Source organism: Peristeroidobacter agariperforans, from assembly GCF_004138335.1.
In the GTDB taxonomy this organism is placed as follows: domain Bacteria; phylum Pseudomonadota; class Gammaproteobacteria; order Steroidobacterales; family Steroidobacteraceae; genus Steroidobacter; species Steroidobacter agariperforans.
Genome location: NZ_RYFW01000001.1, coordinates 130,075 through 154,254 on the forward strand (window position 1 = coordinate 130,075; position 24,180 = coordinate 154,254).

The window sequence follows — 24,180 nt, forward strand, 5'->3', positions numbered from 1 at the left end:
GTCGACTCGCGCGTCGAGCGCATGCGTTGGGCCGCAAGGCGCTCGGTGAACTCGACACGTTGGTCACGCCGGATACGTTGATGCGGTGGTATCGAACGTTGGTTGCACAGAAATGGACGTTTACCCAGCGCCGCCGCCCCGGTCGACCCCGAACGATCCAGGTGATCGTTCAGCTCATTGTTCGCATGGCACTGGAGAATCGATCTTGGGGCTATACGCGGATTCAAGGCGCATTGGCGAACTTGGGCCATGACGTTAGCCGCGGCACGATCGCGAACGCTCTCCGCGAACATGGCATCGATCCGGCACCCGAACGAGAGAAGCATACGTCATGGTCAACCTTTCTCAAGGCTCACTGGGAGAGTATTGCGGCCACAGATTTCTTCACGGTCGAGGTTCTTACGCTGCGCGGCCTAGTGACGTACTACGTGCTGTTTGTGCTCGGTCTCGCGAGCCGGACAGTGAAGATCGCCGGTATCACACCGCACCCGCACGAGGCGTGGATGGTGCAGATGGCGCGCAATCTCACCGATGCCGATGAGCCGTTCCTCCGGCACACGCGATTCCTCATCATGGATCGGGATACCAAATATTCCGCAGGCTTCCGTGCGGCTCTCGCTCGAGAGCGGATCGAGTCGATCCGACTGCCCCCACGCTCGCCCAACTTGAATGCATACGCGGAGAGGTTCGTGCGCTCGGTAAAGGGAGAATGCACCCAGCGAATGGTTTTCTTCGGCAGGTCGTCGCTCGAGCGCGCGCTGACGCACTACGTGGCGCACTATCATGAAGAGCGTAATCATCAGGGGCTACAGAATCGCCTGCTGAAACGTTCTGATGGGCCTATCAATCAAGTCGGTCGAGTAAAGCGCCGAGAGCGACTGGGTGGAATTCAACTTCTATCATCGAGAGGCCGCCTGACGACGAGTCTTTAGACACTACGCGGAGGACAAAGCTTGCGAATCGGAGTCTCGCAAGACACCGGCAACCACATGGCTGCGTCGGCGTGCGAACTTAGGAAACACTTGAGGAATTAGCGCGCGAGCTGACCGCAAGCACACTGGCCCAAAATGTTATCTGTTGTCTCAGCACACGAACTCTCACTCGTCACGAAAATATTCTCGCGACGCGTGAGTGGCGGTCAGATTAGAAACATCGAGGGGATGGCGGTGCGCGGGCGACCCGAATGCGGCTGCGAAGATGTTTGCAAACGAAAGTCCCGCAAACTCACGCAACCACATGGCTGCATCATCATGCGAGAGTCGTAAGTGCTTGAAGATTGGCGCGCCCGGAGAGATTCGAACTCCCGACCTCATGGTTCGTAGCCATGCGCTCTATCCAACTGAGCTACGGGCGCGTAACAAACATTCAGACCGTCCTGGTCACTCCCTGGTCACTCCGCATTCTGAGCGAAAGACCTTCGTTTCCTAACTCCTTCATCCTTCAGCGCTTCCCGTTCGATTCGAACCAGTCATTGACTTGTTCGTAGCCATGCGCTCTATCCAACTGAGCTACGGGCGCAGCACTGACTTGGCCGACGGCTTGGGGCCGCCCATCCATCCGCCGCGGCCTTGTGCCGCTCATTTGCATGAGCCGGATTCGGGGCAGCGGGGCCATGTCGCAGGCGGGGTCGGGGTCGGGGGCCATTTTGGGGCCGCCGCGACGCTGAGGGCTTTTCCTTAGCAGGATCAGTAACTTACTGAACCCCACCCAACCCTTTGCCGAGCCATCCGCTGACATTCTCGGGCGCATTCGCCGCGAGGGCGCGCATCCTACCACAACAATCGGCAGATGCAGCTAGTCCCCTGCTGGAGAGCCGCAAATTCTTTGCACGCCCTGCCGCGGGCTCCCGGCGACCCTCGCGACCACTTCGCCGCGCTCCGGTGCCACCGAGTGACCGCGCCTGGCGCAGGTGAGCAGCCCTTCGATGGTGCGCGAGAGTGTCGGCGATCTGTACAGATGAGAGGAGCCAGCGTCGTTAGGCGAATTTTCCGACAGAGATACATCACAGCGATTGATTGCGATGCCTGTCGTTCTGCCTCATCATTCACGGGCTTTTTTGCACGAGTATTGCTGAGGGAAGATTATGGCTGCGCGGGTGAGCGCCTCGAAGGCAAATAAGAAATCCGAAGTGCAGTCGCACAAGCATGAATTACGAACCGAGGTTCAGGAATTCAAGCGGCGGCGGATTCTGGAACAGTCACGCGAGCTGTTTTTTGCGCAGGGTTATGAAGCGACCACCCTCGACACCATTGCGGCCGAGCTGAAAGTCACCAAGCCGTTCTTATATTCGTACTTCCGGAACAAGAGCGAAATCCTCAACGCGATTTGTGAGATCGGCATCCGCTCGCCGCTGGCGGCGCTGGATGCGGCGCTCTCGACCAAGCTGCCGCCAGGAGAAAAGCTGCGGCTGGCGATCGAGCGGGTGTCTTCGGCGGTGCTGGAGAATCAGCAGTGCATCGTGGTGTATCGGCGCGAGGAGATGAACCTCGAGCCCGAGGAATACAAGGTGCTCGCGGACCTGAAGCTGGAGTTCGATCGCAAGCTGTCCTCGTTGCTGGTGGAAGGCGCGAAGCGCGGCGAATTCACATTCGACGATCCCGACTTCACCGCGCTGGCGATCGGCGGCCTGCTCACCTGGTCGGCACTGTGGTGGCGCCCGATGGGGCGCTGGTCGCAGCACGACGTGGTAATGCACATGATCCGGAACGTGGAGCGCATGGTCGGCCGCAAAGCCCGCACCACCGGCGCGAACTGACCGTCATATCATCAGGCAAGTTTCTCGCCGAGCACGAGAGCCACAGCGCGCTCGGCGATCATGATCGTCGGGCCGTTGGTGTTGCACGAAGGCAGACTCGGCATAACGGCAGCATCGATCACCCGCAGTTGCCGAATGTTCTTCACGCGCAACTCGGGATCTACGACCGAGCCCGGATCGGTGACATCGCCCATCCGGCACGTGCCGATGGGGTGGTACATCGCGAACGCGCCGGCACGCACGTAAGCCTCCCACTGCTCGTCGGTGCTCACCGCCTCACCGGGCAAATATTCCTTTCGAACGTGGTCACGCAGCGCCGGCGAGCTGAATATATTACGCATCACCCGCGCGCCATCGATCAGGGCTCGAACGTCAGCTTCAGCACCTACCAATGAATGCTTGATGAGCGGCGCATCCTGCGGGTTCGGAGAGCGCAGATCGATCGAGCCGCGTGACCCGGGACGGGTGACATTCACTGCCAGACTTACACGGTTGGCCTCGGCAAGCAGCACTTTGTCTGGCGTGACCTCGTACCCCAGCGGCTGGAAGTGAATCTGCGCGTCGAACGCCGGCAGATCGGGCCGCGTGCGAAAGAACGCCCCGACGTGAGAAATCGGTGAGGTGCCTGGCCCTCGACGCAGCAGCGCGAACTGCAAAGCCCGCATCGCGAAGCGCCATCGGGAATGCGCATCGACATTCATCGTGCGCATGTTGACGTCGTAACTCAGAATGATGCCCGGATGCTCCTGAAGATTGCGCCCCACACCCGGCAGGTCGTTCACACATTCGATGCCATGACGTTCCAGCTGCGCGCGCGGCCCGATGCCGGACAGCATCAGAATTTTCGGCGAACCGATGGTTCCCGCGGCGAGCAGCACTTCACGGCGGGCACGCGCCAGCTTGGCGACACCGTAGTGACTGAACTCCACCGCCTCAGCAACACCATTGCGCACTCGAATGCGAGAGACGAACGCGCGCTTCATCAACTTCAGCTTGGCATGGCCGGAGATCGGGCGCAGATACCCGCGCGCAGCGCTACAGCGCAGCCCGCCCCATTGAGTTGCCTGATAGTAACCGACGCCTTCCTGAGTGGCACCGTTGAAGTCGTCGTTTCGCGGAATGCCGGCGGCAAGGCAGGCCTCGATGAACAAACGATTGAAAGGATGGCTGACGCGAAGATTCGCGACGCCCAGCGGCCCCTTGTCGGAGTGAAATTTGCTGGCGCCGTTCTCGTTGCGCTCGGCGCGCAGGAAGTACGGCAGCACTTCGGGAAAGCTCCAGCCTCTGGCGCCTTGCTGGACCCAGCGATCGTAGTCGGCCGGGTTGCCGCGCAAGTAAAGCATTCCGTTGATGGAGCCGCCGCCCCCGAGCACCTTGCCCGAGGGCCAGTTGTCGATGCGGCCATTGCGCGAGGGGTCGGGCTCGACCTCGTATTTCCAGTCGTACTGAGGATTGCCGACCAGTCGGGCCGAGCCCGCGGGCACATACACCGCAGCGCTCCGATCGTCGCCACCCGCTTCGAGCAGAATGACGCTGCAGCCTGCATCGATGAGCCGACGCGCGGCGACGCACCCCGCCGAGCCGGCGCCAGCGACAACGTAATCTGCTTCCAATGTCTCGGTGGGATCGTGGTTCACGTTAGAACGATTTGGTGAACTGGACGCCGTAGCTGCGCGGCGCGCCGAAGCGAGAGAAAACATCGCCCAGAAAAGGAATGGCGTCGAGACGATACAGTTCGTCCGTCAAATTCTTGCCGAACAACGCGACCTCCCATTGTGCCTGCCGCGCCTGCAGAGCGACGCGGGCATCGAGCAAACCATACGAATCTTCGAACACCGTGTTCTCGACCAGCCACGGCATCTCGTCCTGCCATTGATATTCCACTCGCGCATCGAGCGACAGCTCGCTATTGATCGGCACCGTGTAATCGGCGCCGCCGGTGAACCGAAGCTCCGGCGTGCGCGCCAGACGATTGCCCGAGAGATCGTTGCCTGCCGAGTCGATGAAGTCACGATACTCCGAATCCAGATACGAACCGCTCAACCACAACTGCAGCGCCGGTACCGGTCGCAACTGCAATTCCAGCTCGAGGCCGCTGATCCGCGCCGATGCGGCATTATCGATGATCAACGACAAGCCCGCATCATCGAGCTGCTCCACCTGCAGGTCGTCGAAGGACGTATGGAACACGGCGACATTGGCGAGCACCCGGCCGTCGGCCCAGCGCGTCTTTGCGCCCGCCTCGTAGGTCCATGCGATTTCCGGATCATAGGGCAGCAGCGCGGCCGCCTCCGTCCCGGCCTTGCCCTGCCAGCCGCCGCCTTTGAAACCTCTCGCCGCACTGACATACAACAACGTGTCGTCGCTGGCGCGCCAGTCCAGGCTGGCCTTTGGAGTGAACTCGCTCCAGCTCTTGCTGGTGCGAATACTCCAGAACTGCGCACCGAGCGGCGCCACGCAAAAGATGAAGTCGGGCTGCGCGCCGAAATCCAAACACTCGGAGCGGTTGCGATAGTCCTTTTCGTCGTATGTGTAACGGCCGCCCAAGGTCAGCGACAAGGAGTCCGCCACCGCCCAGCTCAGTTCGCCATACACAGCGGAGCTCTTGGTGATGTTCTCCTGATCGTAGATGAACTCGCCGTCGAGAATGTCGCCGACGCTGCCTGGACCCAATATCGACAGAAACGTTGTCGCGATGCTGTTGTCGATGACGTCGGTGTCTTCGCGCAGGAAATACAAGCCTGCAACCCAACGTAACGGACCACTGTCGGCGGGAGAGCTCAGGCGCAAATCCTGAGTGATGCCGACGTACTTCTCGCGCTGACCGTTCGCCGCGTCCGTCAGCGATGGCGGCGAGCCCGTACCGACCAATGAATAGCGCCCGTTGAAGTCGCCGTACCGAACGGCGGACAGATACGTCAGCGCATGGCCGCCCCCGAGTCGATAGTCGAAGCGCGCCGTGAGGCCGGCGGTGTCTTGATCTTCCCACTGAGTCCAGGGCGCATCGCTCTCGCGAACGTTGTCGCTGAGCAGCCCGGATGCCACGACAACACCGAAACCTGGAATCGTTGGATCGTCGACTGCACGCCGCGATTGTCCGTTGCTCTGGTTGTGACTGAAGTCGGCGACGACGTGAATATCGAGCGCGTCAGTCGGACGAAACAACAGCGAGCCGCGCACCGCGTAGTTGTCTTGATCGTCGAGCCGCTCATCGAGCAGGGTGTTTTGGGAATAGCCATCGTGCTTGCGATAGTAGACGGCCGCCCGCGCAGCGACGGAATTAGTCAAAGCGCCGGTGACATAGGCCGAACCTTCCCACATGTCGCGCCCGCCAAAGACGTCGAACTGTCCGTATGAAACGGCCACGCGTCCCGATCTTTCATCGCTCGGCCGAGCTGTGATCAGGTTCACTGCCCCGCCGACCACGTTCTTTCCATACAGCGTGCCTTGTGGACCACGCACGACTTCGACGCGTTCCAGATCGAACAGCGGCGGCGTCGCCGTACCGCGGCGCCCGACATAAACCTCATCGATGAACAACCCCACCGAAGGCTCGGCTGCCGATCCGGTCAAGCGCAACGTGCCGATGCCGCGAATCACGACTTCCTGTTGATTCCCGATCTGCTGCCCGAACGTGAAGCTGGGCGTGCGGGTTGCGACCTCGGACAAGTCCGTGATGCCGGCCTTGCGCAGATCTTCATCGGACAACACGCTCACCGCGACCGGCACGTCTTGCAGGCGCTCATCGCCGCGTCGGCGAGCGCTTACCAACACTTCTTCAATTTGGTCGGTGTCGACCGCCGTCGGGGTTGACGCATTGTCGGCGGCGGACACGTCCGCGGCGCCGAGCATACAAAGCATGGGCAGCGCAACAGCGGCGAGGGGATCTAACAAATCGCTCCTGTCATCCCCAGTCTTGCTGCTCATGTGAACTCCTTTCGACATCCCGCTACGGACAGGCCGCGATGATCGCAGGCGAATGCGACATCGTCCGTTGGGTGTTTCCCGGATGGGCAACACTACTCGTGCCAATCGTCGCGGACGCTGCGGGCTGCCAGCAGGTATCCGATGATAGCGGGAATATTTGCAAGCAGCACGGCCAGCAAACCATAGCGCAACGATACATGCGGCTGCGCAGCCGCGAACGCATCGCTTACGACGCCGACCAGCAATGCGCCGCCGCCGATGCCGAGCAGATTGCTGACAAACAAAGTCAACGCCACACCCGTGGCACGCAGCGTCACGCCAGCGACGCCATGCGTTGCTGCGAGCGCAGGCCCAACATAGACCATGCTGAGGAACGCAGCGGGAGCAAGCAGCAGCAGACTAGTGAAGCTCGAAGGACTGAGCACGGCGAATGCATACAACGGCGTGGAGATAGTCGCCGCGATCGCGGGCATCCATAGCAACCAACGGCGCTCATTACGAGACAAACGAGCGGCGACAGCGCCGCCGACGACTGCACCGATTCCCGCGACCAGCCCATTGATCACAGCCAGCGTGGCGCCGGCCGTGGACGCGCCCATGCCGTGCACTCGCATGAAGAACGCCGGCGACCAGGTGGCGACGCCATACGTCACCATGGACTGGAGCCCACCAGCCAGCGCGATGAACATGAGCGTGCGCCGAGCTAACAAGTGCCCAAGGTCCGACCAGAAATGCTTGGGCGCGGGTTTCGCGCATGTCACATGCCCCGGCAACGACATGCCGCGGGTCGGCTCCCTTAATGTGAGCAACACAATCAACGCAACCGCGATCCCCGGCAGACCGATGAGAACCAGCGCCGAGCGCCAGCCAACCGATTCTGCGAGCCAGCCGCCGCCCAGCAATCCCAGGAACACGCCGACGGACGCGCCCGCCGAATAGACGGACAACGCAAGTGGCCGGTCGGCGGGGCGATAGTAATCGGACAGAATCGAATGCGACGGCGCGACGCAACCCGCTTCTCCGATCGCCACACCCATACGTGCGATCAGCAACTGCGCAAAGTTCGTGGCGGCTCCACATAGAGCGGTCATCGAGGACCAGATGACCATGCAGACAGCAATCAAATTGCGTCGTGACTTCAAGTCCGCCAGCCGCGCGACCGGCACACCCGCAGTCACATACAACAATGCGAAGGCCAATCCGGACAGCAGGCCCAACTGCGTATCGGTCAGCTGCAGATCGCGCTTGATGGGCTCGATCAGCACCGACAGCACCTGCCGATCGATGAAGTTGACGACGAACACCAGCGTCAACAATGCCAGCACGTAGCCACGATAACTTTTGGAAACACTGTCGAAGCTGGCGATCGGCGCGGACGTCACTTTCACAAACGGCCCTCGGATCCTTGCGAAGGAGGCCCGCTATGATGATCGAGAATCGGATCGTTGCCGAGTCCCAGGCCGTTAGGCGGAGGGATGATTCCGGCGTCAGGTTTGTTCGCTGATGTAACGCGTCGGCGCGGCGCCGAAGGCTTTGCGGAACATGGCGGTGAAGGCGCTCGGACTGTTGTAACCGACATCGAATGCCACCGCTGTCACCGGCTCGCCGGTCGCCAGCCGTGACATCGCTTCCATCAGCCGAACGTGCTGCCGCCAGGTGGCAAAGCTCATCTGCGTCTCACGACGAAACATTCGCGTGAACGTGCGACGCCCCATGCCGGCGACGCGCGCCCAATCATCCAGCGTGTCGGCGTGCGCAGGATCTTCGAGAATCGCGCGACACACTTTCAGCAAGCGCTGATCCTGCGGCATCGAGATGTCCAACGGAATGCTCGGCGCGCTCGCGATCTCATCCAGGATCAATCGCATCACCCGACCGTCGCGGCTTTGTTCGTCGTATTCGATGGGCATGCGGACCGCGGCGATAATCAGTTCACGCAGCAGATCGGAAACTTCGAACACGCGACAGGCTTCGGGCAGATCGCCCCGCACGCGCTCGTCGATATAAAGCGTTCGCACCGAGACGTGACCCCGGCACGCCATCTCATGCGCGACGCCACTGGGAATCCACAGCGCACGCTGTGGCGGCAGGATATAACTGGCGTGATCGGTGGTGACCGAAGCCACACCGGAAATCGAGTACAGCACCTGCGCGCGCTTGTGCGAATGGCGTGGCTGGACGGTGCCCGACTCGTATTCATCGGCCAGGGCAGCGACTGGACGCGGCACGTCTTGATAGTCGATGCTTCGCGTGCTGCGAGGGGGTGTGCCCGGCGCGGCGTTATCGGACGCCGACGCACGACTCAGTGCGCTTTTGACAGCGCCGCGACGCTGGCCCGGACGAGATGAATGTTGCTGCATCGGCGACGGCACACTAAAGGCGGACTGTTAGCTTGCCCTGCAGTGATACCACAAAATCGGCCGGGCAGACATTGCGCCCGCAGGGAGCTCGAACTTTGATCGATCAGACTTCCGCAGCGATCTCGGCGCACGGCGCCGATCTCGATCCCGACATTCGACAGTTCGTCGCCAGGATGAGCGCGGCGTTCGCCAGTTATCCAAATTTCAACCACTTACCGTTTCCCGAAATGCGACGCGCCTGCGAACGCGTGCGGGCACCTTGGGCGGCCGGCGGTCCGGCGATGTCACAGCGAACGGAGCTTACGGTCCGGACACCGGCAGGCGACGTGCGTGTGCGCATCCACAACCCCTCGCCGCGCGCTGAAAAGCCGGCGCTCGTTTATATGCACGGCGGCGGCTGGACCACATTCAGCATCGATACTCACGACCGCCTGATGCGCGAATACGCCGCACGCGGCGACATCGTCGTCCTTGGCGTGGACTATGCCCTTTCCCCGGAAGTAAAGTTCCCGGTGGCCCAGGAGCAAATTGCCGCCGTCGTTCGCTGGGCTCGCCAGCACAGTGCGGAGTTGGGCATTCATCGCGATCGGATTGCTCTAGGCGGCGACTCCGCCGGCGGCAATCTCGCGCTCACGACCGGCCTGAGATTGCGCGACGAAGGTGACACCGACGCAGTTCACGCAATCGTCACCAACTACGCGGTCACCGACATCTACAGCACGCCGGAAGCACTTCAACGCTACGGCTATGAGGGCTACATGCTCGGCGCCGACGAAATGGTCAAGTTCTGGGAGAACTATCTGCGCGGCCCGGAAGACGCGAACAATCCGCTGGTGTGCCCCGTGCGTGCGGACTTGCGCGGACTGCCGCCAGTGTTCATGGTCATTCCTGAATGTGACATTCTCACCGAACAGAACTGGCGGCTTGCCAAACAACTCGAGCACGCGGGCGTTCGAGTCACTACCTCATTCTATAAAGGCGCGTCGCACAGCTTTCTCGAAGCCATGTCGATCTCCGCCCTCAGCAACCGCGCGATCGACGACACCGCGCAGTGGCTGCGTGAGACGTTAGGTTAGAAATCAAGCGATGCCGATATCACGAAAGTCCGCGGCCCACACGCGCGCCCGCACTGTGACTTCACGCTGATCCCATTTGAGCGCATAGCGAGCGCCCACGTGTCGAGACGAGTCCAGAGGGAATCTCGAGCGTGTTGTCGGCACTGGCCGCCTGCGAACTCGTATGGACGACACGACGAGCGATACAACGCCCAGCAGCAGCAAGGCAGGAGAGGTTGTCACCCGGACATCCTCAATACGGATAAATTCGAAATTATTTCGAATTCTGCCCCGGTCAAGGCGAGTTGTGGGTTGATCGGCGTCAGCCAGGAACCCTGGCCTGGGATATCAAAAATCCCCGACTGCCGCTTATTTGCGCGGAGGCTGCTCCAGCAACTGAGCCACCGTCTTCAATACCGCCATGGCGCGGAAAGGCTTGCGAAGGAAGCTGTCGTAGTCGGTGCAGGTCTCGCGCACCGACGCCTCCTCCAGGGAGCTCATCATGATGACGGGAACCTTTGCGAAGGTCGCATTGTTGCGGATCGCAGCCAGCGTCTGCGTGCCGTCCATGATGGGCATCATGTAATCGAGCATGATGAGATCGGGCGTAAGCTCGCTCAGGCGCGCCAGGGCCTGCTTGCCATTGATCGCCGTACCCACGCGGTAGCCTTCGTCTTCGAGGATGGACTGCAGCACCTCCGCGACGCCGAACTCATCATCGACGACCAGCACGGTTTGCATGCCTATGCCTTGCCGCGACGTCGAGCGGCAGCGCGTCGTCCTTTAGCTGGCTTTTTTGCGCGGGCAGGTGCGGCGGCAGTGTTCGGCCGTTCAGTGCTGTAGCCGGACAACACGCCCTCGGCGGTCTTGAAGCTATCGACGAAACGCAGGCCCTGCGCTCCGATCTCGAACTCGCGCAGCTTGGGATCGAAGCCGCCGCCACGGACCTTCATGATCGAGATCAGGCGGCGCAGCTGCCCCTGATACTCCGAATAGCGCAGCAGGATCATGTTCTCGGTCACTGCGGAAATGCCGGTGGCGGGGACCTGCAATTCCGGGCCGATCAGATTGGGAGTCTCCATCGCGCAGACGACAGTAACACCCAGGCTGCGCAGCTCATTGGTCAGCGCCGCGAAGAACGGACTGAGCCGGTCGGACGTCTCGGCGGTGCCGGCGAATCCGCCCCAACCATCGATGAACAGGCGCTTGACCTTGCGACGGCGGACCGCCTCGATCAGCTCGTTGCCCAGGCTGTCGAGAATGCGCTCGAACGGCGGCCGCCAGCTGATTTCGAGATGTCCGGCCGCGACCTTCGACTTCAGGTCGATCCCGATGGCTTGCGCATTGGCGATGAGCCGGTCCGGCGCTTCATAGAAGCCGAAGTGCAGGCCCGGCTCTGCCTTGCTCGAGCACTGTAGGAATGCGGTGCCCAGCGTGGTCTTGCCGGCGCCCGACGGCCCGAGCAACAGCGTCGAGGAGTCGGCGATCAAGCCGCCGCCTGTCATGGCATCCAACTGCGTGATGCCGGTGGAAATCCTGCCGGCGTTGGCAATGCCTGCGTTACGTAGGAAACGAGACTCGGGCCGCGGGTGCACGACCAGGCCGTCGTCAGTGATCTGAAATGGGTGCCGGCCGCGCAGGCTCGCCGAGCCACGGAACTTGCGCACCTCCAACTCGCGCTGGCGGCGCTTGCCGTAAGGAACGTCTTCGAGAGTGACCAGGCCATCCACCATGGTGTGTTCCGGGTGGTACTCACCCCTGCGGCCGTTCGTCAGGAGCAGCGTGCAACAGCCCGCAGCGGCGGCGTGTGCCTGCAACTCATGAATGAACTTCCGGAACTCCCGATCCGAGGTGCTGGTTTCCTCGACCGCGATCAACCCGTCGAGAATCAGGATGCTGGCGTCGTGCGCCCGCATTTCCCGGCGCAGCAGATCCATCATTCCCTTCAGTCCGTTCTCCTCCAGCACGCGAAACGCGCTGATGTAGTACACGTACTTCGGGATCAGGCGTGCATCGTAAAAGCCCATTTGCTCCAAATGCTGGAGCATGCGTGCATGATTTTCCGCAAGCAGCGTGACGAACAGTGCGCGCTTGCCCTGGCGGGCCTGATGAAAGCAGATCTGATTGGCGAGGATCGTCTTGCCGGCGCCCGGGGTGCCGCGGACGATATAAACCGCGCCTTCGAAGAAGCCGCCCTTGAGCACATCGTCCAGCCCCGGTACGCCGGTGGCGACTCGCTCCAGCCCCGGTTCGCTACTGAGTTCGTTATTGTTCACGTGACCGTGGGCCCCTTATCCAACCGTATCCTTACTCGATTTTAGCGTGAGCCGTCACGTCGCGTGGCAGTCTTACGCTGAAGGTCGAGCCCTGACCCAGTTCACTTTGCAGCGCCAGCGTCCCGCCTTGTGCCTGCACCAGCTTGCTCGACAGCCACAGACCGATACCGAAGCCGCCGCTGCGTGGCGCGCTCGATGCGCGGGCGAAGCGCTGAAAGATGCGCTCGTGGTCAGCCGGCGCGATGCCGATACCATGATCGATGACTCGCACTTCCACCCACTCAGGCTGACTTTCCAGCTCGATGCGCACCGGCTTGCCGTCGCCATAACGGATCGCGTTGGACACGAGATTGTCCAGAACCTGTTCGGTGGCCAAGTGGTCCCAAGTCCCATCGACGGGGTCGCGCAGCTCGCAATGCAGGGTCGAGCCTGCGCGCGCAGCCAGTTGCTCGTACTTGCGAGTGCAGGCCCGCACCAGGTCGCACAGGTCGAACGCGGTTGGCTCGAGCCGCACCTGCTCGGCATTCAGGCGAGTGATCTCGAGCAGCGTGGTCGCCCGGCGCACGTAGTGGTCGACCGCCAGCTCGAGAGTTTCCAAGCCCTGGAGCAACGCGGGCGAAGCCTGCTCACGACGGGCGCGCGACAGTAACAGCTGCACTTGCCCGACGATGGGCGTCATCGGGTTGCGCAACTCGTGAGCGGCGATGGCGATGAACTCATCCCGGGCTGCGATCGCCGCGCGCAACTCATCGATGAGGCGCTCATGATCGGCGGTGGTCATCCCATCTTTTTATCCTGGTAAAACGTGCGCGGGATTATAGGCAGGCGTTCTTGCAGCGCGCGCGACTTTATCGAGTCCGATGATTTCCGACAAACTCTTGGCGATTAACGCACGATACATAACCGTGAGTCTTATATGAGAATCCGGCGGTATCTCGACCCGAATGCAATGAGTTGAAGAGCGAATGCCGATGTTTTCTTCGCGGCTGTGGCTACACGCCAGTCGATGCTTGTTCCTGTTCCTCGTTCCGATCGGCGCGACACACGCCGAGACACATGCTCGGTGCGCCGAGCAGTTCGCACTACGCAGCGGCGAGCCCGGCAAGGATGTGATGTGGGTGGCGACCATCGACGAGGTCGTCAGTGCGATGCTCAGAGCGGCGAACGTGACGAGTCGGGATCGCGTAGTGGACCTTGGCTCAGGCGACGGAAAAATTCCGATCGCCGCCGCCAAGCAATTCGGCGCGCAGGCGCGCGGCATCGAATACAACCCGCAACTCGTTCAGCTCGCTGAATGTCACGCACGCGTCGAGCGCGTCGCCGACAAGGTGAGCTTCCAGCAAGGCGACATATTCTCGACCGATTTCAGCGATGCCACCGTGGTGATGCTGTACCTGTCGCCGACCATCAATCTGAAGCTGCGCCCGACTCTGCTCGGCATGCGCCCAGGCACGAGGATCGTGTCGAACACCTTCGACATGGCGGACTGGAAACCCGACCGGCAAGTCGAATCCAAAGTCGGCAACACGCGCGCGTTTTTATGGATCGTGCCGTCGCGAATCGAGGGCGACTGGCAGTTCGCTCAGGCCGCCGGTGAAGAATCTTTCATCTTGAAGTTGCGCCAGAATTTTCAGCGACTGGAAGCGTCGCACCCGAGTGAATCGTCTTCGACGAAATCACGCGTGGCCGTGCAAAGCGGCCGCGTGCTCGGCACGCAAGTAGAGATCGTGGTGAAAGGGCTCGACGCGCAGCCGACCACGCTGAGCGGAGAAATCGTGGGCGACAGGCTGCTGCTGGCGACGACGAACCCGGGCGCCATCCGTCGGTTTGTCGGACGACAGCTGTAACCAAAAGTAACAGCTCGGGATCGGGCAGTGAGGCCGAGTGAGGGATGACACGAAGTACATCCATGCACTTTCGCCCTTCGGGCAGCCTGAAGGCTGTGCAAAACGGCTGTCCTGCCGTTTTGTCGAACCCTCGGTATCACGTTCGAAGCCCACACACGACCAGCACGAATGAAAAAGCCCCCTAGAAGGGGGCTTTTTCATTTGTATATGGCGGAGAGTGAGGGATTCGAACCCTCGATGGGCTTTTGACCCATACACCCTTAGCAGGGGTGCGCCTTCGACCACTCGGCCAACTCTCCGGCGCCTGCCAGGGCGTAACGCCCAGGTCAGTGAAGGCCGGCAAGAATACTGGCCGAGGCCCGTTAGGTAAAGGGTCGCAACAAGAACGCTCCCACAGCGCTCAAAGCGGCCCTCGCGGAGTGGCGGGCCCCGTCACCCCGCGATCAAGCTACTGCGTGAAGATCTCAGGAGCCAGCGCCGGTGATCGGACGCTTCGCTGCGCCGCCGCCTGCCGCCTGTTCCTCGCGCTTGATGCGCTCGTAGATCTCTTCACGATGTACGGCAACCTCTTTCGGTGCATTCACGCCCACACGCACCTGGTTACCTTTGACGCCTAAGACGGTCACTGTGATGTCGTTACCTATCATCACGGTCTCACCGACGCGCCTTGTCAGAATCAACATGGTTCGCTCCTTGCTGTCAGCCGAATGATCGAGTTGCGTTTGCCGGCGGTGGAATCACCGCCCTCCCACAGCGCACGCACTTTTCATTCGAAATCGAGAGTAGGTCAGCTGCTCGGGTAATGGGGATCGGGATTTCCCTGAATATCGAAATTACCCTCACAAGACAGACAATATATTTTTTAATATGTTCGCACTATTCAATTCTCGGCGCACCCGAATTTTCCCCAGTATCCAAAAAATCTGACTCATGGGTTTCGGACCGACATAATGCGACAGCAAAGCGAGGGGGCGCAGTAGACCAGCTCCGCTGCGGGCCTGCAGTTCGCGCAATCACGGTTGACAGTTTCAGGCTGACTTTGCCGTAACTTTGGATTCGATCCAGGCCACGACTCCAGCCAACGCATCATCCAGCTTCGCTGGATCGTTGCCACCCGCTTGCGCCATGTCCGCGCGACCGCCGCCGCGACCACCGACTTGTTGCGCAACAAAGTTAACTAAATCGCCGGCCTTCACCCGCGACGTCTGATCTGCTGTCACGCCTGCGATCAACACGACCTTGTTCGCGTCGTCCACCGACGCCAGCACAATGGCTGCCGAGCGCAGTTTGTTCTTCAGCTGATCCACCGCGTCGCGCAGGGCCGGCGCATCCGCGCCGTCGACTCGCGTCGCGACAACCTTCAAACCACCGACATCGACCGCACCGCTCGTGAGGTCGTTGCCTTGTCCACTGGCGAGCTTGGACTTGAGCGCCGCCACTTCCTTCTCAAGCTTGCGGCTACGGTCCAGCAGCTGTCGGACTTTGTCCTCGACATCGTCACGTCCGGCTTTCACCAGCGAGGCCACGTCACGCAGCACGCGATCGGTTTGCGAAACCCATTCATAAGCGCCCTGTCCCGTGACAGCTTCTATGCGCCGAATGCCTGCGGCCACGCCGCCTTCGCTAACAATCTTGAACAGGCCAATGTCGCCTGCACGGCTTACATGGGTGCCGCCGCACAATTCGGTGGAAAACCCGCCGAAGCTCAGCACGCGCACTTCATCCTCATACTTCTCGCCGAACAGAGCCATTGCCCCTGAGGCCACTGCGGCGTCATAGGGCATCAGCCGGGTTTCCGCGGGCGCATTGGCGCGAATCTCCACGTTCACCAACTCTTCGATCTGCTTCAATTCTTCGGGCGTCACCGCCGCGAAGTGCGCGAAGTCGAAGCGCAAGCGATCGGGCGCGACCAATGAACCTTTCTGAGTGACATGGGTGCCCAGAACTTTGCGCAGCGCTGCGTGCAGCAGATGCGTGGCCGAATGATTCGCCATCGTCGCGCGACGACGCTCTCCATTCACGCGCGCCTCGATGCGAGCACCGACGCGCAACTCACCTGCTTTCATGCGGCCGACATGCGCGAACGCGCTACCGACCTTCAGAGTATCGGCTACATCGAACTCGACACTAGGACCGGCCAGCACACCGGTATCGCCCACCTGGCCGCCGCTCTCCGCATAGAACGGCGTGTGATCGAGAACGACCTGCCCTTCCTCACCCGCGCGCAGCACATCGACGCGCTCCTTGCCACGGAGCAACGCGACTACAGTGCCTGCGTCGACCAGGTTTTCGTACCCACTAAAGTTGGTCTTGTCATCCAGCGAAACGCCGGCGCGCAGATCGACGCCGAACTTGCTCGCGGCCTTGCTCGTGTCACGCTGAACCTGCATGGCCTGCTCGAAGCCGGGCTCATCGATCGTGAGGCCGCGCTCGCGCGCGATATCCGCTGTGAGATCCGAGGGGAAACCAAACGTGTCGTACAGGCGGAACACCGTCTCGCCCGGAATTTCTTTTTTGCCGCCGAGTCCGGCGATTGCCTGATCCAGCAGCACCATGCCCTGCGATAGCGTCTCGGCGAAGCGCTCTTCCTCCTGCTTCAGTACGCGCTCGATCTGCGCTCGCTGAGTGCGCAACTCGGGATAAGCCTCGCCCATCTCTTTTTCGAGCGCAGCCACCAGCGTGTAGAAGAACGGCTGCGTCTGGCCGAGCTTGTAACCGTGACGGATCGCGCGACGAATGATGCGACGGAGCACATAGCCGCGGCCCTCGTTCGATGGGAACACACCATCGGACACGAGAAACGAACATGCACGAATATGATCGGCGATGACGCGCAGTGAGCTCGAAGACAAATCTCGGGTCTTGGTCGCGTCGGCCGCGGCCTTGATGAGATTGACGAACATGTCGATCTCGTAGTTCGAGTGCACGCCCTGCATGACAGCGGCAGTGCGCTCGAGACCCATGCCGGTATCGACCGAGGGCTTGGGCAGCGGCGTGAGCTTGCCCTCCTCGGAACGATCGAACTGCATGAACACCAGATTCCAAATTTCGATCCAGCGGTCGCCGTCCGCATCCGGCGAGCCCGGCGGGCCGCCAGGGATGTGCGCGCCGTGATCGTAGAAGATTTCCGAGCAGGGGCCGCACGGACCAGTCTCGCCCATCTGCCAGAAGTTGTCCGAGCCGCCGCCCGGCTTGTCGCCGATACGCACGATGCGCTCCGCAGGCACCCCGACATCCTTTAGCCAGATGTCATAGGCCTCATCGTCGGTGTGATACACCGTCACCATCAGACGCTGCGGATCGATGCCGAGATACTGCTTGCCGGTGACGAAATCCCAAGCGAAGCGGATCGCGTCGCGCTTGAAGTAATCGCCGAAGCTGAAGTTGCCGAGCATCTCAAAGAAGGTGTGATGCCGGGCCGTGTAGCCGACGTTCTCGAGATCGTTGTGCTTGCCACCCGCGCGCACGCAGCGCTGCGAGCTGGCCGCGCGGCTGTAGCTACGCTTGTCCTTGCCTAAAAATACGTCCTTGAACTGCACCATGCCGGCGTTGGTGAACAGCAGCGTCGGGTCGTTGCCCGGCACCAATGAGCTGGAGGCCACGACCTGGTGGCCACGCTCGCGGAAAAAATTGAGGAACAGCGCGCGAAGGTCGGCGCTCGACAGGCGCTTGGCAGTCATGAGGAACCGTCAGGAATGATCCGGATCGAATCCTCCGCCCGGATGGCTAATCCCTTGCTGGCTCGTCGTCCAAGTCAGGATCGAACTTCAGGGCGGCGCGGATTTGATCGCTGTTAAAACCGCGATATTGAAGGAAGCGCGCCTGCTTTGCACGTTCAGCGGCGGACCGGGGTAATTCCGCGCCGAACTTGCGGCGCCGGACCTCGGCCGCCAGTCCGTTCCAATCCTGCTGGCCGCCGGCCATTTCCTGCTGAATCTGCGTGTCCGTAATACCTTGCTGACGCAATTCGGCTCGGATCCGCACCGGCCCCTGGCCACGGCGCGCGTGATGGTGGACATAATTCGCGGCGAAGCGCTCGTCCGAGACCCACTTCTTCTTGCCCAGCTTCTCGAGGACCGTGGCGATGTTCGCCTCGGGATAGCCCTTCGAGGCGAGTTTGCGCTTCAACTCCTCGGTGGAATGCTCACGCCGCGACAGTAAGCGCACCGCGGCAGCTTCGACTTCCTTGTCCTGCTTTTTGGCGCGCTCGGCGCGCTCCTCAGGAGTGAGCGCTTCGTCGTCGGCCGCAGGCAGACCTGCGGCCTCGAACAACTGGCGTGTGCGACTGGTCTTAGACCGCCTCACCCTTCACTGCCTTGGTATCCGGCAACAGCTTTTCGCGGATCTTGCCTTCGATCTCGCGAGCGATCTCGGGATTGTTCTGGAGGAACGTGCGCGCGTTCTCCTTACCCTGGCCGATGCGCTCGCCGTTGTAGCTGTACCAGGACCCCGACTTCTCGACCAGGCCCTGCAACACGCCGATATCGATGATTTCGCCGTTACGCGAAATGCCCTGGCCGTACATGATTTCGAACTCAGCCTCGCGGAACGGCGGCGCGACCTTGTTCTTGACCACTTTGACGCGCGTCTGGTTGCCGACCACTTCCTCGCCGTTCTTGATGGCGCCGATGCGACGGATGTCCAGGCGCACCGACGAATAGAACTTCAGCGCGTTACCGCCGGTGGTGGTTTCGGGGTTGCCGAACATCACGCCGATCTTCATACGGATCTGGTTGATGAAGATGACGATGGTGTTGGAGCGCTTGATGTTGCCGGTGAGCTTACGCAGCGCCTGCGACATCAGTCGGGCCTGCAAGCCGACGTGCGCGTCGCCCATCTCGCCTTCGATTTCGGCCTTCGGCGTCAGCGCCGCGACCGAGTCGACGACGATCACATCGACCGCGCTGGAGCGGACCAGCATGTCCGTGATTTCCAGAGCCTGTTCGCCCGTGTCGGGCTGCGACACCAGCAGTTCCTGCACGTTCACGCCGAGCTTCTCGGCATACACCGGATCGAGCGCGTGCTCCGCGTCGACGAACGCGGCCGTGCCGCCAGCGCGCTGCGCTTCGGCGATGACCTGCAGGGTCAGCGTGGTTTTACCCGAGGACTCCGGGCCGTAGATCTCGATGACTCGGCCGCGGGGCAGACCGCCTACGCCGAGCGCGATGTCCAGGCCCAGCGAGCCGGTGGAAACCGCTTCCACATCGTAAGTGGCGCTCGCGTCGCCCAGACGCATGACCGAGCCCTTGCCGAATTGCTTCTCGATCTGGCCGAGCGCGGCGACTAGCGCCTTCTTACGATTTTCTTCCATCGGAGGGACCTGTGTTGATTAGTGGTAACTCAGTTGACCGTGGCCAGTATTTTACAAACCGGACGACCGAAACTGGGGGATATCTGTATATTTGCACAGTTAATCGCGATCCGCCACTGTCGGATCCGTGCTAGGCGCTCATTCTAAGCGGCCAGCGCTCCAGAACAGAGTAATGCGAGCCGCCGGCGCCGCGCACCGACTCGACCAGCACGTATTCCTTCACCTGCTGAAGCAACGGTTCGATGGTCTGAATCGGGCGGACTCGTGGCAGGTCGCGCGCCAGTGTGATGTGCGGGCTATACGGGCGTTCGTCCAGTTGTTTCAACTGGCTACGCAGGCTGGCGCGGAGCCGCTCTGCCAGATCGATCGCGGCCGCCGGCGGCGTCGACGAGGTCAGGCACAGCACTTTGCGCCCCCACGACTCGATGCCATCGAAGGCGAGCTGGAACGCCGGGCCGCCGGCCAGGCTCGCTCCGGCTTGCTGAATGGCTGGAAATTTCTCGGCCGCAATCTGGCCGAGAAATAACAAGGTGACGTGGAAATTCCGCGGCGGTATCGGCCGTCCGCCGCTGGCGCAAACCACAGGGAGCGCGGTCGCCTCGATCTGCGCTCGAAATTCATCGCTGGGCCACAGCGCGAAAAACAGCCGTCGGCTGTCCCGCTGGGGCGCGGACATCAGAGCTTCCGTTGCAGCAGACTCAACTCGCGCAGCGCCCTGGCTACGGACTGCCGGCGAATTGCCTCGCGATCTCCGGTGAATGTCTCGAGCGCGACCCGGGTCTCGATTTGATGGTCCTCTTTCCAGGCCCACGCGAACCACACCGTGCCGATCGGCTTGCCCGGCTGCGCGCCCGCGGGGCCGGCAATTCCCGTCACCGCCAACGCAATGTGACCGCCGAGTGCTTCCAGCGCGCCAATCGCCATCTCTCGCGCCGTCGCCTCGCTGACCGCGCCGTGTGACGCGAGCGTCGATGGCCGCACGCCGAGCAAGGATTGCTTCAGCGCGTTGCTGTAAGCCACCACGCCGCCGTCGTACCAAGCCGAGCTGCCCGCGATATCGGTCAACAACTTGGCCACCCAGCCGCCGGTGCACGATTCCGCGGTCACCAGGCGCCGCTCGGCGTCCAGCAGGTCCGCGCCCGCCTGGGTGGCCAGGCGCTTCAAGTCCTCGTCGCTAGTCATGCCACGCATGCTTCAGGGTCCTGGGGATGAACGTCAAGCTGGGCATATCCGGATTCGCGCAGGCACAATTCCGTCCTTTGTCGCCCGGACCCCGGCCCCTTTCGGCCGGCGGCCCGATCTGCCTTCCATAGCGTCATAAAGAGTTACTCACTTAAGCGATGTCCGCCGCCCTGGAATCCCACACCCCGTCCATGCAGCAGTACCTGCGTCTGAAAGCGCAGTACCCGAAAGAACTGCTGTTCTATCGCATGGGCGACTTCTACGAGCTGTTCTTCGAAGATGCCAAACGGGCCGCGCGGCTGTTGGATATCACCCTGACGGCGCGCGGACAATCGGCCGGACAGCCGATACCGATGGCCGGCGTGCCGTATCACAGCGCCGAGTCCTATCTGGCGCGGCTGGTTCGCAAAGGCGAGTCGGTCGCCATTTGCGAACAGATCGGCGACCCCGCGAAATCGAAAGGTCCGGTCGAGCGCGCGGTCGTGCGCGTCGTCACGCCGGGCACGGTGACCGATGAAGCCTTCCTCGATGCGCGGAAAGATAATTTACTCGCGTCGCTGTATCGCGAGGGTCAGCGCTTCGGCCTCGCCTGGCTGGAGCTGTCGAGCGGTCGTTTCACCGTGATGGAAGCTGCCGGCGAAGAAGGACTCGCCGCCGAGATCGAACGCCTGCGCCCCGCCGAGCTGCTCGTGCCCGAGTCGTCCGCAACGGCCGGCATCACCGCCCATGTGCGCGAACGTCCGATCTGGCACTTCGATCTGGAAACATGCACGCGCATGCTCTGTGAGCAATTCGCGACGCGCGATCTCTCTGGCTTCGGTTGCGCTGAATATTCGCTCGCGATTCGTGCGGCGGGCACGTTGCTCCAATACGTTCGCGATACTCAGAAAGCTGCGCTGCCTCACTTGCGCGGCCTGCGCACCGAAGAGCGCAGCGAAGCCGTGCTGCTCGACGCCGCGACTCGGCGCAATCTCGAGCTGGACGTGAGTTTGACCGATCGGCCCGACTGCACCGTCGCGGCCGTGCTCGATCAAACAGCGACAGCGATGGGCGGCCGCGAATTGCGACGCTGGCTCAATCGGCCGCTGCGTGACCGTGGCGCTGTTGAATTGCGGCTGCAGGCCATCTCGACATTGATCGATCGCGCGCTGTACACGCCGCTGCACGATCTGCTCAACCACGTTGGCGATATCGAACGCGGCCTTGCTCGCGTCGCTTTGAAAAGCGCGCGTCCTCGCGATCTCGCTCAGCTGCGCGACGCGCTTGGGCGCCTGCCCGAACTGCAGGAGCTGCTTGCGAACATCGACTCTCCGCTGCTGCGTGAACTCGCTTCTCAGGCCGGCACGTATCCCGATCTGCACGACGTGCTCAAGCGCGCCATCGTGGAATCGCCGCCGCCCATTCTGCGCGAAGGCGGCGTGATTGCGTCGGGCTATGACGCCGAACTGGACCAGCTCAAGCTCATCAGCGAGCACAGCGATCAATATCTGGTCGATCTGGAAACTCGCGAGCGCGAGCGCAGCGGCATCGCGAACCTGCGACTCGGCTACAACCGCGTGTCGGGCTACTACATCGAGATCAATCGCAGCTTCGCCGACAAAGTGCCGACCGATTATCACCGTCGTCAGACGGTCAAGAACGCCGAGCGTTACATCACGCCCGAGCTGAAAGAGTTCGAAGATAAAGTGCTCGGCGCGCGAGATCGCGCCCTCGCTCGCGAGAAGCAACTCTATGACGAGCTGCTCGATCGGCTGATTGCAAAGCTCGCCGACCTGCAAGGGTCCGCGGCGGCACTCGCGGCGCTGGACGTGCTTTCGAATCTCGCAGAGCGCGCGGTGAACCTGCGTTATGCGCAACCGGAGTTGTCCGACGATCCGGTGATTCAGATCACCGAAGGCCGTCATCCTGTCGTCGAACGGTTCATCGATCAGCCGTTCGTGCCCAACGATCTACGCTTGAGAGAAGACCGGCGCATGCTGGTGATCACCGGCCCGAACATGGGCGGTAAGTCGACGTTCATGCGCCAGACCGCGTTGATCGTCATTCTCGCCCGCATCGGCAGCTACGTACCCGCCACCGCCGCGCGCATCGGGCCGATCGATCGCGTGTTCACCCGCATCGGCGCCTCCGACGATCTGGCGGGTGGCCGCTCGACCTTCATGGTCGAGATGACCGAAGCAGCAAACATTCTGAACAACGCGACCAACAACAGCCTGGTGCTGATGGACGAAATCGGTCGCGGCACGAGCACGTACGACGGCTTGTCGCTCGCCTGGGCCTGTGCGAATCACATCGCTCGCAGCGTGCGCGCTTTCACGCTGTTCGCTACGCACTACTTCGAGCTCACAGCGCTCGCCCAGGATTTGGACAACTGTGCGAACGTGCACCTCGATGCGACGGAGCACGGAGAGAAGCTGATCTTCCTGCACACGGTGAAGGATGGCCCGGCGAATCAAAGCTACGGCTTGCAGGTCGCCGCACTCGCTGGCGTTCCGCCAAAGGTGATCAGCGCTGCACGCAAGTACTTGCACGAGCTAGAGCGTCGTTCGGCGGCCGCGCAGCAGGTGAAGCCGCAAGGAGAACTGGTGCTCGAGTTTCCCGACGATGAGGAGGAAGAGGAGCATCAGGCAGTCGCCGCGCTTCGTAACGTCGACCCGGACTCGATGACGCCGCGCGAAGCGCTGGACGCGCTTTACAGGCTGAAGAAGTTGGCCGCGGAAAAATAAGGCTACGCGGCGCTCAAGCGACGGCGCGTTAGCGCACGTCGCCTGAGCGCCGGAACGAGCCGGTTCGCAGGAACCAACGTGCTTGCTCCGCCACTTCGCCGGAGAACAACATCCCCGTGTGCGAGGTCGACAGCGTGATGTGATCTTTCGCGCCCGGCAGCATCGTTTCCTCGACCAGCACTGTGCCATCGTGATCCGCATTCAGATCCGCGAACAAACGGCCCAAGCCGAACCCCATCGACCCCGCGATCACGCCAACCTCGCGATGACCACGCCATTCATTCGGCGCACAGTCGATACACTCTGCATTCACCGCTGCACCGAGAATCGCCTTGCCGAACGGAAGAATGCGCGCGACGCCCTGCGCTGCCTTCGATCCCTGCAGCGGCGGGCCCAGCAACACCGCCCGGCCCGGCGGTAAATCGTCAGTGAGTTGGAGCGCTCGCAAGATCACCAGCCCGCCCAGGCTGTGACCGACGAAATGCAGCTCCTCTACATCCTGCGCGTGCGCGAAATCCAGCAACTTGCGCACGTGATCGCTCATCGAGCCGCTCACCGTAGGATAGGTAAAAGCGAGCACGCGAAGCTGCCCACCAGCCTCCAGCCGGTGCTTCAGCACCTGCAACTGAAAGCCCGACATCCACAAGCCATGGACCAGCACGGCAGTTGCCGGCGGCCGATCCGGTTGTTTCGAATCGTTAGCCAATTCGCCATTGCCCTTGACAGCGCTGACAGCTATGG

General features: G+C 61.8%; 19 protein-coding genes and 2 tRNA genes. 5 read left to right on the forward strand and 16 right to left on the reverse strand.

Going from position 1 to position 24,180, the window contains the following annotated elements:
• Positions 1–26: 26 nt before the first annotated feature.
• Complete coding sequence (locus EK373_RS00625) at positions 27–932, forward strand: integrase core domain-containing protein (protein WP_129640833.1); 906 nt, start codon at positions 27–29, stop codon at positions 930–932.
• Between the two features lie 345 nt (positions 933–1,277).
• Here EK373_RS00625 and EK373_RS00630 read toward each other — a convergent pair.
• Positions 1,278–1,354 (reverse strand) — tRNA-Arg (locus tag EK373_RS00630).
• Positions 1,355–2,095: 741 nt separating this feature from the next.
• Here EK373_RS00630 and EK373_RS00635 point away from each other — a divergent pair.
• Entirely contained in the window at positions 2,096–2,755 is a 660-nt protein-coding gene (locus EK373_RS00635; RefSeq protein WP_198682987.1) for a TetR/AcrR family transcriptional regulator, read from the forward strand.
• A gap of 11 nt (positions 2,756–2,766) precedes the next feature.
• Here the strand turns inward: EK373_RS00635 and EK373_RS00640 are convergent, their stop codons facing one another.
• From EK373_RS00640 to EK373_RS00655, 4 genes are all read right to left on the reverse strand, one after another.
• The gene (locus tag EK373_RS00640; RefSeq protein WP_198682988.1) at positions 2,767–4,392 is read right to left on the reverse strand and encodes a GMC family oxidoreductase; all 1,626 of its coding nucleotides are present in this window, start codon (positions 4,390–4,392) and stop codon (positions 2,767–2,769) included.
• Between the two features lies 1 nt (position 4,393).
• Positions 4,394–6,682 (reverse strand): TonB-dependent receptor, encoded by a 2,289-nt coding sequence (locus EK373_RS00645; RefSeq protein WP_198682989.1) that lies wholly within the window; start codon positions 6,680–6,682, stop codon positions 4,394–4,396.
• 92 nt (positions 6,683–6,774) lie between these two features.
• The gene (locus EK373_RS00650; RefSeq protein WP_157994175.1) at positions 6,775–8,070 is read right to left on the reverse strand and encodes a spinster family MFS transporter; all 1,296 of its coding nucleotides are present in this window, start codon (positions 8,068–8,070) and stop codon (positions 6,775–6,777) included.
• 99 nt (positions 8,071–8,169) lie between these two features.
• Positions 8,170–9,042, reverse strand: a complete 873-nt coding sequence (locus EK373_RS00655) for an AraC family transcriptional regulator (protein ID WP_129640837.1) — start codon at positions 9,040–9,042, stop codon at positions 8,170–8,172.
• Between the two features lie 95 nt (positions 9,043–9,137).
• Here EK373_RS00655 and EK373_RS00660 point away from each other — a divergent pair, with 95 nt between their 5' ends.
• Positions 9,138–10,118: an alpha/beta hydrolase gene (locus EK373_RS00660; protein WP_129640838.1), complete on the forward strand. Its 981-nt coding sequence runs from the start codon at positions 9,138–9,140 to the stop codon at positions 10,116–10,118.
• A 348-nt stretch (positions 10,119–10,466) separates the two neighbouring features.
• On the opposite strand, the gene EK373_RS00665 is transcribed toward EK373_RS00660, so the two are convergent.
• The 3 genes from EK373_RS00665 to EK373_RS00675 are packed head-to-tail and all read right to left on the reverse strand — an operon-like array spanning position 10,467 to position 13,154.
• A complete protein-coding gene (locus EK373_RS00665) occupies positions 10,467–10,838 on the reverse strand; it encodes a response regulator (protein ID WP_129640839.1) in 372 nt (123 codons plus the stop codon).
• Positions 10,839–10,840: 2 nt separating this feature from the next.
• A complete protein-coding gene (locus tag EK373_RS00670) occupies positions 10,841–12,373 on the reverse strand; it encodes an ATPase domain-containing protein (RefSeq protein ID WP_129640840.1) in 1,533 nt (510 codons plus the stop codon).
• 31 nt (positions 12,374–12,404) lie between these two features.
• Positions 12,405–13,154 (reverse strand): sensor histidine kinase, encoded by a 750-nt coding sequence (locus EK373_RS00675; RefSeq protein ID WP_129640841.1) that lies wholly within the window; start codon positions 13,152–13,154, stop codon positions 12,405–12,407.
• Between the two features lie 184 nt (positions 13,155–13,338).
• On the opposite strand from EK373_RS00675, the gene EK373_RS00680 reads away from it, so the two are divergent.
• The gene (locus tag EK373_RS00680; protein ID WP_129640842.1) at positions 13,339–14,220 is read left to right on the forward strand and encodes a class I SAM-dependent methyltransferase; all 882 of its coding nucleotides are present in this window, start codon (positions 13,339–13,341) and stop codon (positions 14,218–14,220) included.
• Positions 14,221–14,428: 208 nt separating this feature from the next.
• Here EK373_RS00680 and EK373_RS00685 read toward each other — a convergent pair.
• From EK373_RS00685 to EK373_RS00715, 7 genes are all read right to left on the reverse strand, one after another.
• Positions 14,429–14,519: transfer RNA gene (locus EK373_RS00685), tRNA-Ser, on the reverse strand.
• 165 nt (positions 14,520–14,684) lie between these two features.
• Positions 14,685–14,903 (reverse strand): carbon storage regulator CsrA, encoded by a 219-nt coding sequence (gene csrA, locus EK373_RS00690; protein WP_116808221.1) that lies wholly within the window; start codon positions 14,901–14,903, stop codon positions 14,685–14,687.
• A gap of 345 nt (positions 14,904–15,248) precedes the next feature.
• Positions 15,249–17,900 (reverse strand): alanine--tRNA ligase, encoded by a 2,652-nt coding sequence (gene alaS / locus EK373_RS00695; RefSeq protein ID WP_198682990.1) that lies wholly within the window; start codon positions 17,898–17,900, stop codon positions 15,249–15,251.
• Between the two features lie 46 nt (positions 17,901–17,946).
• The gene (locus EK373_RS00700; RefSeq protein WP_157994176.1) at positions 17,947–18,492 is read right to left on the reverse strand and encodes a regulatory protein RecX; all 546 of its coding nucleotides are present in this window, start codon (positions 18,490–18,492) and stop codon (positions 17,947–17,949) included.
• Positions 18,493–18,511: 19 nt separating this feature from the next.
• A complete protein-coding gene (gene recA, locus EK373_RS00705; protein WP_129640844.1) occupies positions 18,512–19,531 on the reverse strand; it encodes a recombinase RecA in 1,020 nt (339 codons plus the stop codon).
• A 130-nt stretch (positions 19,532–19,661) separates the two neighbouring features.
• Complete coding sequence (thpR, locus tag EK373_RS00710) at positions 19,662–20,207, reverse strand: RNA 2',3'-cyclic phosphodiesterase (RefSeq protein WP_129640845.1); 546 nt, start codon at positions 20,205–20,207, stop codon at positions 19,662–19,664.
• On the reverse strand, positions 20,207–20,713 hold the full coding sequence (locus EK373_RS00715; RefSeq protein ID WP_129640846.1) for a CinA family protein: 507 nt from the start codon (positions 20,711–20,713) through the stop codon (positions 20,207–20,209). Before EK373_RS00715 ends, thpR begins: the two co-directional genes overlap by 1 nt.
• A 158-nt stretch (positions 20,714–20,871) precedes the next feature.
• Between EK373_RS00715 and mutS the strand changes: the two genes are divergently transcribed.
• A complete protein-coding gene (gene mutS, locus EK373_RS00720; RefSeq protein ID WP_129640847.1) occupies positions 20,872–23,439 on the forward strand; it encodes a DNA mismatch repair protein MutS in 2,568 nt (855 codons plus the stop codon).
• Between the two features lie 28 nt (positions 23,440–23,467).
• Here mutS and EK373_RS00725 read toward each other — a convergent pair whose 3' ends face one another.
• Positions 23,468–24,145, reverse strand: coding sequence for an esterase/lipase family protein (locus EK373_RS00725; RefSeq protein WP_129640848.1), 678 nt, complete (start codon positions 24,143–24,145; stop codon positions 23,468–23,470).
• Positions 24,146–24,180: the final 35 nt, after the last annotated feature.